Below are 10,865 nucleotides of genomic sequence, written 5' to 3' on the forward strand. Positions count from 1 at the left end.
AATAGCCTATCGAGTATATATCTTGGCTTATCCGATGCTAGTATTGCACTATATGATTATAAAGAAGCTGAAAAATATATTAAACAAGGCACTGCTTTGGCAAAAGAACTCCTCGATGAAAAATTAATTTACGATTTCACTTTAACCAAATATGCATTAGAAAAAAAACAAGGTAATTATAAAACTGCGTTGGAAAACCTGGAATTAGTACATTCAAGAGATAGCATTTATTATAACGAAAATGTAAGTAATATTTTAAGCTTGCATGAGGAACAACAAAAATCCTTGGAAAAAGAGCAAGAATATAAACTACAGCTTGAAAAGCGGGAAAAACATACAATAGTTATGTTTTTTGCTGTTATTGTAGCTGCTTTGTGTATAGCTGTAATAGTAATTCTTAATAAAAGCAAAAGAAAGGCCGAACGCAATAATATCCGACTGCAAAAACTAAACGAAGAGATATCTGTCCAAAAAGAAAATCTTAATAAAATGAATCTGAAATTAGAAGATATCATTGCAGAAAGGACTAAAGATCTCATCAGTAAAAATCAAAAATTATCAGAATATTCCTCTCACCTATCTCATCAAATCAGAGGTCCGGTGGCAACATTAAAAGGTTTAATTATGCTGGCCGAAGATGAACTGATTAATGAGCGGGAATACATTAAACAAATGAAAAAATGTGTAGATGATATTGATTCTCAAATTATGGACATCAATATTGCTTTGCATGATGCAAGTCGCAAAGGCTTAAATAAAGAAGACAAATAGCTTTTCTTTATTCACATATGACTAAATATTTATTAATCATTCTTAATTTAGCGATTTAAAAACGCATACTGATTTTGGATTATTTAAAAGGGTTAAATCCGTCGCAAAGACAAGCTGTTGAACAAACAGAAGGTCCGGTTATGATTGTTGCTGGTGCGGGTTCTGGAAAAACAAGGGTAATTACATATAGAGTAGCTCATCTTATACAAAAAGGTGTAGATCCGTTTCAAATTTTGGTACTTACGTTCACCAATAAGGCAGCGAAAGAAATGCGTGAACGTATTACTAAAGTTGTTGGTGCCGAGGCTAAAAATATATGGATGGGAACCTTCCACTCCATCTTCGCAAAAATTCTTCGTGTTGAAGCCAATAAAATAGGTTATCCTAATAACTTTACCATCTATGATACGGATGACAGTAAAAGTCTGTTAAGAGCCATATTAAAAGAGATGAATCTGGACGATAAGTTGTACAACCCCAATTTTGTTTACGGCAGAATATCCATGGCGAAAAACAATCTGATTTCATCTGCAGAATATCTACAAAACGAGCAAATTCAGGCCGATGATTTTTCTACGGGCCGGGGTCAGCTAGGGAAAATATATGCTACTTATACAGCAAGATGCTTCAAAGCCGGAGCCATGGATTTTGACGATTTACTTTTCAAAACCAATGTATTGCTAAAAGAGCATCCGGATGTACTGCATAAATACCAACATAAGTTTAAGTACTTAATGGTTGACGAGTATCAGGACACTAACTTCTCCCAGTACCTGATTGTTAAAAAACTAGCAGCTGTAAATTATAACCTTTGTGTTGTCGGCGATGATGCGCAGAGTATCTACGGTTTCAGAGGAGCAAACATTCAGAATATACTTAACTTTCAAAAAGATTATCCTGAGGTTAAGGTTTTCAAATTGGAGCAAAACTACCGCTCTACGCAGAACATAGTAAACGTAGCCAATAGCATTATTAAAAATAACGCCAATCAATTAGAGAAAAATGTATTTTCTGATAATGACGAAGGTGATAAAATCAAAATAACCAGATCTTATTCTGACAACGAAGAAGGGAAAAGTGTAGCAGAATCTATTTTACAGGAAAGGAGTGAAAAATCTTTAAACTGGAATGATTTTGCTGTTCTGTACAGAACAAACGCCCAATCCAGATCTATGGAAGAAGCTTTGAGAAAATCGAACGTACCGTATAAAATCTACGGCGGTATGTCTTTCTACCAAAGAAAGGAAATTAAAGACTTAATTGCTTATTTCAGGCTAACTTTCAATAATAACGATGAAGAAGCTTTCAAAAGAATTATAAATTATCCGGCAAGGGGCATTGGCAAAACAACAATAGACAAAATCATTCTTGCTGCAGATCAGAATGGAAAAACACTTTTTGAAATAGCATCTGATGCATTTCAGTTTTTAGACAGTAGAGCCGCAACAGCAGTAAGCAATTTTGCAACTACCATCCAAAGCTTTGCAGCAACAGCTAAAAACAACATAGCTTACGATGCAGCTTTACATATAGCACAACACTCTGGACTTTTAAAAGATCTTTACGAAGATAAATCTGTTGAAGGCTTAGCCCGTTACGAAAACATTCAGGAATTATTAAATGGTATAAAAGAGTTTTCTGAAAGAGAAGATATTGAAGATCGCAGTCTGAACGTTTTCATGGAAGATGTAGCTTTGCTTACCAACGACGATAACGAAAAAGCAGAAGATAAAGACACGGTTTCTTTAATGACTATACACTCATCTAAAGGTCTGGAATTTAATCAGGTGTACGTAGTTGGTTTAGAAGAAAACCTCTTCCCTAGCCAGATGTCATTAAATTCCAGGGCAGATCTGGAAGAAGAACGCAGGTTATTTTATGTGGCCGTAACCCGGGCAGAGAAAAAACTACACATCAGTTACGCTACTTCCAGATTTAAATTTGGTACACTGGTTAATTCCGAACCCTCTCGCTTTTTAGACGAAATAGACCCCAGATATTTAGAGATAGAACTGCCTAAAAAATCGTTTAGTTCTAACCCTTCCTCTTTCGAAGGCGAGCGAACTCTATGGAAATCAAAAACTGCTGAAGCAACTAAAGGTGCCGATGTATTTTCTAAGCCAAAACCAGCGACACAAAAAGTAAAAACTACATCTTTGCTTTCTAAAGCGCATGTTCCTACTGCTGGCTTCAAACCAGAAGACACTTCCAATTTACAAGTCGGAGAAATTGTAGAACATGAAAGATTTGGTTTTGGCAAGGTAATTAACTTAGAAGGTAATAAACCAGATATAAAAGCCACCATTTTCTTTAAAGAAATTGGACAAAAACAATTGTTGCTTAAATTTGCCAAATTGCGGATAGTTAGAAATTAAGTAAAAATTTTGACAGAAGTGTTTAACTTGTAAATGCTTTGTTTATTTTTGCTAAGCCTTTGGGAAACCGTATATTTAAAACTATACCTAACATAAAAAAAGACAATTAAAGAAAGAGCCAAAATACTATTGCGCTTTTTAACAGTTTCAAAATGAACAATACAAACACAGAAGTATTCGATTACAACACTTCGCGTAAAAAATTAATTCTTGCAGAATACGGGAGAAACGTTCAAAATATGGTAGAGTACATTTGCACATTACCTACCAAAGAAGAGCGAAATAAATATGCCCAGGTGGTTATAGACATGATGGGTTTTTTAAACCCACACTTAAGGGATGTTCCTGATTTCAAACACAAATTGTGGGATCATTTACATATTATCTCGGGTTTCCAGATTGATGTTGACTCTCCTTATCCTATTCTGGCAAAAGAAAATATAAATATTAAGCCAGAGCGGTTGGAATACCCTCAAAGCCGAATAAAATACAAACACTATGGCCATACCATAGAAATGATGATAAAGAAAGCTAAAGAAGTTACCGATCCTGAAAAGAAACAGCACATGGTAAATTCAATTGCCAACTTTATGAAAATGGCTTATGTTTTATGGAATAAAGATTACGTGAACGATGAGCAGATTCTATCTGACTTGGCAGACCTTTCTAATAGAGAATTAGATTTGAGTAATGTTGTCTTACAAAAGATAGACACCAAACAGACCAGCAGTCAAAACTCTAGCAACGGAGGTTCCCGTAACAATCAAAAATCAAACAACAACCGTAATTTTAAGCAGAACAACCAGAACGGCAAAAATCGCCAGAAGAATAAAAGAAATTAGAAAATGATGAATGCATTTGAGATCCGTGGAGGAAAACCTCTAAAAGGAGAAATTATACCTCAGGGCGCTAAAAACGAAGCATTACAAATTCTCTCTGCTGTATTGCTTACACCAGAAAAAGTAACTATCAGCAATATCCCAGACATCAAAGATGTCAATAAGCTAATAGAACTTTTAGGTGATCTGGGGGTAGAAATTAACCGTTTAAGCAAAGATACTTACGAATTCACAGCAAAAAACATCAATCTGGAATTCTTTCAGTCTCAAACTTTTAAGGCCAAAGGCGGGAGTTTAAGAGGATCAATCATGATTGTAGGTCCGCTATTGGCTCGTTTTGGCAAAGCAGCTATTCCTAAACCGGGAGGCGACAAGATTGGAAGAAGAAGACTGGACACACATTTCCTTGGTTTCGAAAAATTAGGTGCTAAATTCGTTTATAATCCGGATACTAATTTCTTCAATGTAGATGCTACCGAACTAAAAGGTACTTATATTTTATTAGATGAAGCATCTGTAACCGGAACTGCCAACATTGTAATGGCTGCGGTTTTAGCAAAAGGAACAACTACTATATACAATGCTGCTTGCGAACCGTACCTTCAGCAACTTTGTAAAATGCTGAATCGTATGGGAGCTAAAATTTCCGGAATTGGTTCTAACCTGTTAACTATTGAGGGAGTTGAATCTTTAAGCGGAACTACACATAGAATGCTTCCTGATATGATTGAAATAGGATCTTTCATTGGTTTAGCAGCTATGACAGGTTCCGAAATCACTATTAAAGATGTCTGCTACAAAGAATTAGGAATAATTCCCAGTGTTTTTGCCAGATTAGGAATTAAAATGGAGCTGAAAGGTGACGATCTTTATATTCCTGCTCAGGAAAACTACGAAATAGATACCTTTATTGATGGCTCTATTCTAACCGTTTCCGATGCGCCATGGCCTGGTTTTACACCAGATTTACTTTCCATTGTATTGGTTGTAGCCACACAGGCGAAAGGATCTGTACTTATCCATCAGAAAATGTTCGAAAGCAGGTTATTTTTTGTTGATAAATTAATTGATATGGGTGCTCAGATCATTTTGTGCGACCCACACAGAGCAACAGTTATCGGACTCGATAAGAAATACAACTTGAAAGGTATAGAAATGACCTCGCCTGATATCAGAGCTGGTGTTTCTTTATTAATTGCAGCCTTATCGGCTTCGGGAAAATCTGTTATCTATAACATAGAACAAATAGAAAGAGGCTATCAGGATATAGATACCCGATTAAGGGCGCTTGGTGCCGATATCAGAAGAATCTAACAGAAGACTCTCCGGCAAAACGGGGAGTTTTTTGTTTTTATTAACGTTATTTTTATTTTTTCGAAACCTAGCTAAATTATTTTGGTTAGTTTATTTAAAACCATAATAAGAAAATGGCAAACATCAAACATATATTAACAGAGCTCATTATCAATATCTTCGAAAAGAATGGTAATAAAGCTTTAAATTATAAACAAGTAGCCGCAAGGTTAAATGTTGTCGATCCCGAATCTAAAAAATCTGTTTTATCGATATTAAAAGACGATACCTTAGACGGAATTTTTGTTGAAAAAGAAAAAGGAAAATATCAACTTAAAGAAGTCAAAACATTTGTTAATGGAACTATCGATTTAGCTAACGACGGCTCGGCATACCTTATCCCGGACGACACCTTTGAAAACGACATATATATAGCACCAAGAAAGCTTAGAAGAGCTTTGCATGGCGATTATGTAAAAATATACGTTTATGCCAGCAAAAAAGGAAAAAGAAAAGAGGGTGAAGTGGTAGAAATAATAACCAGGGCAAAATTCGAGTTTACCGGTATTGTAAAAGTTTCCCAACATTATGCTTTCTTTATTCCTGATGACAGAAAGATGTTATATGACATCTTTATCCCTTTAGAAGATTTAAATGGTGCAAAAAATGGTGTCAAAGCTTTAGCCAGAATCGTAGACTGGCCAGAAGATGCAAAAAATCCTGTCGGTATCATTAAACATGTATTAGGTAAAGAGGGCGAAAACGACACCGAGATGAATGCTATTCTGGCAGAATATGGATTTCCTTTAAATTTTCCGCCAGAAGTAGAAGAAGAAGCCAATAGCATTCCCGACACGATCTCTCCTGAAGAAATTAAGAAAAGAAGAGATTTCAGAGATACGATTACTTTTACTATCGACCCCTTCGATGCAAAGGATTTTGACGACGCCATATCTTTCAAGAAACTGGAAAATGGAAACTTTGAAATAGGAGTTCATATCGCCGATGTTTCCCACTATGTTCAACCAGAATCTCCTTTAGACAAGGAAGCATACGACAGAGGGACATCGGTTTATTTAGTTGACCGGGTAATCCCTATGCTTCCCGAAAGACTTTCCAATAACTTATGCTCTTTGCGTCCTTTAGAAGACAAGCTTTGTTTTTCTTCGGTTTTCGAAATAAATGAAAATGCCCAAATACTGGATGAATGGTATGGGAAAACCGTTATCAATTCAAATAAAAGGTTTACTTACGAAGAGGCTCAGGAGATAATAGAAAATGGCGGTGGAGAATATGCAGAAGAGATTCTGACATTAAATAAACTGGCCTATATTTTAAGAGATAAACGTTTTAAACAAGGTGCCATTAATTTCGAATCTACAGAAGTCAAATTCAAATTAGACGAAAACGGAAAGCCTATAGGTGTTTATGTAAAAGAAAGAAAAGATGCTCATAAGCTAATAGAGGATTTCATGCTACTGGCCAACAGAAAAGTGGCTGAGTTTATTTCTAAAAAGGGAAAAGGAAAACACAAGTTAACTTTTGTGTACAGAGCTCACGATTCTCCGAATATAGAAACTTTAAATACCTTCTCTCAGTTTGCTTCCAGATTCGGATATAGAATCTCTACAAAATCAGACAGAGAAATTTCCCGTTCCCTAAATAGGTTAATGTCTGATGTTGAAGGCAAAAAAGAGCAAAATATACTTACCCAATTAGCTATCCGCTCTATGGCAAAAGCTATTTACACAACAAAAAGCAGCAGTCATTATGGTTTAGCGTTTGACTTTTACACGCATTTCACCTCCCCTATCAGACGGTATCCGGATGTAATGGTGCATCGCCTTTTAGAACATTATCTGCACCATGGTGATAATGCCAATGCAGAGCATTACGAAAAAATGGCTGTCCATTCATCACAAATGGAGAAAAAAGCTGCCGATGCTGAGCGGGCCTCTATAAAATATAAACAGGCGGAATATCTTCAGGACAACGTCGGACAAGTGTATAAAGGTATTGTTTCTGGAGTCACAGAATGGGGTATGTATGTAGAAATAGAAGAAAATAAATGCGAAGGCATGATTCGTTTAAGAGATATTTCTGATGATTTTTATACACTGGACGAGAAAAATTACTGTATCATCGGTCAACGGAAAAAGAAAGTCTACCAATTGGGCGATGAAGTAGATATTAAAGTAAAACGTGTAGATTTAAGCAAAAGGCAGATAGATTTTACATTAATTCCCGATTAACAGGAAGTTTTTTAAATTCGCCCGCTCAATACCATTGTTTAGATGTATCAGATATCAGAATTACAGCAGCTATTAGATCAAGGAATTAACAATTATCCCTATCCTTCTTCGCCAAGGAATTTATATGAACCCGTTTCATATCTGTTAGGTTTAGGCGGAAAGCGTTTAAGACCTGCTCTGGTGCTGCTCGCAGCTGATCTCTTTGAAGGCGATGTAGAAAAGGCCATAAAACCGGCAATGGCCATTGAGTTCTTCCATAACTTTTCCTTAATGCATGATGATATTATGGATAAAGCTCCTTTGCGCAGGGGAAAACCAACTGTGCATGCCAGATGGAATGACGAAACCGCTATCCTTTCTGGAGACATCATGCTTATTGAAGCCTATAAGCTTATAACTCATGTCGATGCAGAAATACTCCCGCAGGTAATTCATGTTTTTAATAAAGTAGCTACCGAAGTGTGCGAAGGGCAACAAATGGATATGAATTTTGAAAAAGAAAGTTCTGTTTCTATTTCAGATTATATCGAAATGATTAAATTAAAAACCGCAGTTTTACTGGGTGGATCCTTGCAGATTGGGGCTATTATTGCTGGTTCTACTACTATCAATCAGCAGCTTATTAATGAGTTTGGTACTAAACTGGGTATTGCTTTTCAGCTACAAGACGATATTTTAGATGTATATGGAGATCCTGAAAAATTTGGAAAACAAGTTGGTGGAGATATCATATCTAATAAAAAGACATTTTTGTTGATTAAATCTTTAGAGTTAGCTAAAGATCATCTGAAACTGGAATTAGAACGATTGTTAATTGACCAGAAAATTGCAGCTGAAGAAAAAGTGAGCAGAGTTACTGCTATATACAATGCCTTAAACATTAAGGAAATTGCCCATAAAAAAATGATGGATTATGCAAATGATGCATTAGAGTGCCTGGATAAAATTAATGTAGCTGACGATAGAAAATTGATTTTGAAAGATTTCGCTACTCATCTCATAATGCGGGACAAATAACTATAAAGCTGTAAAATAGGCTGCTTTAGTACCAAATGCAAATTTTATTACTCAAGTTTCCTGATTTGAAGGAAACTTGAGTCAGATAAACTAATTTTTCACAATTCTTATTTTATATTCAGAGCTTCCCCTTCAAAAGTTATTCCTGCCCATCCATTAGCCATAAATTGTCTTATATTTTGATGATCAGCTGCTTCAGGAGTATCTAAAACAGATTGATAATGTTCAGCAAACAACCACAAAGTATCCTTTTCAGACAATCCATTAAGTTTAGCAAAAGAAAAAACTTTTGCACTTCCCTGATTCTGGTTGGCTTCATTATAAGCTTCTCCGTTTTTAAACGCTGTAGGAGTATGGTTATAATAGCTCTCTATAAAAGCTATCACATCTGCAAATTTACTTTTTCCGCTTTTTAAGCCTTCTATTAAGCTTGCTATTTTATCTTTCATTATCTATATATGAATTCTATAAAGATGCAAACTTATAACATTTTATATAACCGGTGTGAAACTAGCTAAATAAATTTAGCTGCCCCTTCGAATTATCTGTTCCCAACAAGGGCATATTTGCTATAATATCATATTGTTTGCGTAGAGGATTAAATTTCCTCAATACAAAAGAATTACAAAAATCGGTTTGCTCGAATGATTTAAAGAGGCCATACGCTATATTTAACTGATTTTGGTTTAGATGCCGGCCTACAGACATATGTGGAATAGAACATCTGTTCTTTAAACTAAATCGGCATTCTTTCTTGATAATAGAGGCATATTCTCTGATAATGTTTGAAGCTAAAGCATTTAACTGAATATAAAAAGTATAATAATCTCCGTTTTGAAAATGATTAAATCCTTTGTAATTAATTACAAAAGGCCTTAAAGATGGTACCAGTCTTGAAAAAGTATTAGCAATAACCCTCCCCTGCCGTTCTCCTACTTCATATTCAAAGATGCTGATATGGGCTTCTGAATTCTGACTCCGAAAAAACGTTCTTGACTCCTCTCGCAGCAAACTCTTAACTTGTTTTACTTTAAAAACGATTTCATCACTTGGTCTGATTGCTAACGAATATTTTTCCATGGCTTCAAACAATTTCAGTCCATAAAACACATAAAATTAAGCATTTAAATTAAAATCTCTAAAACAAGCATACATCCACCTATTATTCAGATTAAATTTCACGCTTTTTTGAGCAGAAAAGTATGGTCAATAACGCTAAAAAAAATTCATAACGAATGAAAAATTCCATTCTAATGAGTGCAAAAACAGCTTTGTCATTTTTCAATAATATTTCAAAATTATCCTTTAATTTTTCAATACATATAAGCCTCAACAAGTTATAAAATACATCTGCAATATTGACTAATAAAACAAGAGCCCAATGTAAAATCATTATAAACTTTTTCACACAAAAAACCACCTTAACAAGCATTTAAAAGCCATTGTGAATAAAATATTGGGAAATGTGTATAACATCTAAACCCTCTCCCTCCTCTTCCATTATTTAATTAGATACATTTGTATCAACACATCACAAAGAGTAATTTTTACCATTCATAACTGTGAACTTAGAAGGCTATTAGAAGTAAAAAACTACTAGCCTATCGGTCGAAAGTCTGCCTATGATGGAATTACGTAAGGAGTAATTTTAATCTCTGATTTGTGAAGTTGTAATTACGCTTATTGTTTAAGATTGATTTAAAATTTAATAAAACATATTATGGGCATTTTTGATAAACGAATTAATTACAAACCGTTCGAGTATCCAGAAGTACTGGACTTTACTAATGCTATTAATAAATCTTTTTGGGTGCACTCAGAGATAGATTTCACTGCAGATACTCAAGACTTCCATTCTCATTTGTCTGTCAATGAAAAAGAGAGCATCAAAAGAAGTTTATTAGCCATCGCTCAGATCGAGGTGAACGTTAAATCTTTTTGGGGTAATTTATACAATCACCTGCCAAAGCCAGAGTTTAACGGATTAGGAAGTACATTTGCAGAATGTGAATTCAGGCATTCAGAAGCTTATTCCAGATTATTGGAAGTATTGGGTTATAACAACGAATTCGAAAAAGTAATTGAAATTCCGGTTATCAAAAAAAGGATTGCATATTTAACGAATGCATTAAAGGACACCAAATCTGACGATAAGAAAGCTTATATTAAATCGCTTATACTATTTACGATCTTAATAGAAAACGTCTCGTTATTCAGTCAGTTTGCTATTATCTTATCGTTTACCCGTTTTCAGGGAGTAATGAAAAATGTAAGCAATATCATCGCTTGGACTTCTGTAGACGAACAAATTCACGCTA

9 protein-coding genes are annotated in these 10,865 nt (G+C 35.0%); 7 read left to right on the plus strand and 2 right to left on the minus strand.

The window, feature by feature from the left end:
- From ABWO41_RS10410 to ABWO41_RS10435, 6 genes are all read left to right on the plus strand, one after another.
- Positions 1-771: histidine kinase dimerization/phospho-acceptor domain-containing protein (locus ABWO41_RS10410; RefSeq protein WP_353137416.1), on the plus strand; the 771-nt coding region annotated here is incomplete at its 5' end.
- 74 nt (positions 772-845) lie between these two features.
- Positions 846-3,146 carry an ATP-dependent helicase gene (locus tag ABWO41_RS10415; protein ID WP_353137418.1) on the plus strand — a complete coding sequence of 767 codons (2,301 nt, stop codon included), beginning with the start codon at positions 846-848 and terminating at the stop codon, positions 3,144-3,146.
- A gap of 152 nt (positions 3,147-3,298) precedes the next feature.
- The gene (locus tag ABWO41_RS10420) at positions 3,299-3,988 is read left to right on the plus strand and encodes a DUF4290 domain-containing protein (RefSeq protein ID WP_353137420.1); all 690 of its coding nucleotides are present in this window, start codon (positions 3,299-3,301) and stop codon (positions 3,986-3,988) included.
- A gap of 6 nt (positions 3,989-3,994) precedes the next feature.
- A complete protein-coding gene (gene murA / locus ABWO41_RS10425; RefSeq protein ID WP_353137433.1) occupies positions 3,995-5,299 on the plus strand; it encodes a UDP-N-acetylglucosamine 1-carboxyvinyltransferase in 1,305 nt (434 codons plus the stop codon).
- Between the two features lie 113 nt (positions 5,300-5,412).
- A complete protein-coding gene (gene rnr, locus ABWO41_RS10430; protein ID WP_353137422.1) occupies positions 5,413-7,530 on the plus strand; it encodes a ribonuclease R in 2,118 nt (705 codons plus the stop codon).
- Positions 7,531-7,572: 42 nt separating this feature from the next.
- Positions 7,573-8,547: a polyprenyl synthetase family protein gene (locus ABWO41_RS10435; RefSeq protein ID WP_353137425.1), complete on the plus strand. Its 975-nt coding sequence runs from the start codon at positions 7,573-7,575 to the stop codon at positions 8,545-8,547.
- Between the two features lie 107 nt (positions 8,548-8,654).
- Here ABWO41_RS10435 and ABWO41_RS10440 read toward each other — a convergent pair whose 3' ends face one another.
- Together ABWO41_RS10440 and ABWO41_RS10445 are read right to left on the minus strand one after the other, a co-directional pair.
- Positions 8,655-8,996 (minus strand): HopJ type III effector protein, encoded by a 342-nt coding sequence (locus ABWO41_RS10440; RefSeq protein WP_353137427.1) that lies wholly within the window; start codon positions 8,994-8,996, stop codon positions 8,655-8,657.
- A 61-nt stretch (positions 8,997-9,057) separates the two neighbouring features.
- Entirely contained in the window at positions 9,058-9,627 is a 570-nt protein-coding gene (locus ABWO41_RS10445) for a 2'-5' RNA ligase family protein (RefSeq protein ID WP_353137429.1), read from the minus strand.
- Positions 9,628-10,267: 640 nt separating this feature from the next.
- Here ABWO41_RS10445 and ABWO41_RS10450 point away from each other — a divergent pair.
- Positions 10,268-10,865: ribonucleotide-diphosphate reductase subunit beta (locus tag ABWO41_RS10450; RefSeq protein ID WP_353137431.1), on the plus strand; the 598-nt coding region annotated here is incomplete at its 3' end.

It is taken from the genome of Pseudopedobacter sp. (assembly GCF_040392825.1).
GTDB lineage: Bacteria > Bacteroidota > Bacteroidia > Sphingobacteriales > Sphingobacteriaceae > Pseudopedobacter.

What these genes read in the sequence shown, in the direction of transcription:
- ABWO41_RS10420 (WP_353137420.1), top strand. Translation starts at nt 3,299, where the DNA reads ATGAACAATACAAACACAGAAGTATTCGATTACAACACTTCGCGTAAA.
- murA (WP_353137433.1), top strand. Translation starts at nt 3,995, where the DNA reads ATGAATGCATTTGAGATCCGTGGAGGAAAACCTCTAAAAGGAGAAATT.
- rnr (WP_353137422.1), top strand. Translation starts at nt 5,413, where the DNA reads ATGGCAAACATCAAACATATATTAACAGAGCTCATTATCAATATCTTC.
- ABWO41_RS10435 (WP_353137425.1), top strand. Translation starts at nt 7,573, where the DNA reads ATGTATCAGATATCAGAATTACAGCAGCTATTAGATCAAGGAATTAAC.
- ABWO41_RS10440 (WP_353137427.1), bottom strand. Translation starts at nt 8,996, where the DNA reads ATGAAAGATAAAATAGCAAGCTTAATAGAAGGCTTAAAAAGCGGAAAA.
- ABWO41_RS10445 (WP_353137429.1), bottom strand. Translation starts at nt 9,627, where the DNA reads ATGGAAAAATATTCGTTAGCAATCAGACCAAGTGATGAAATCGTTTTT.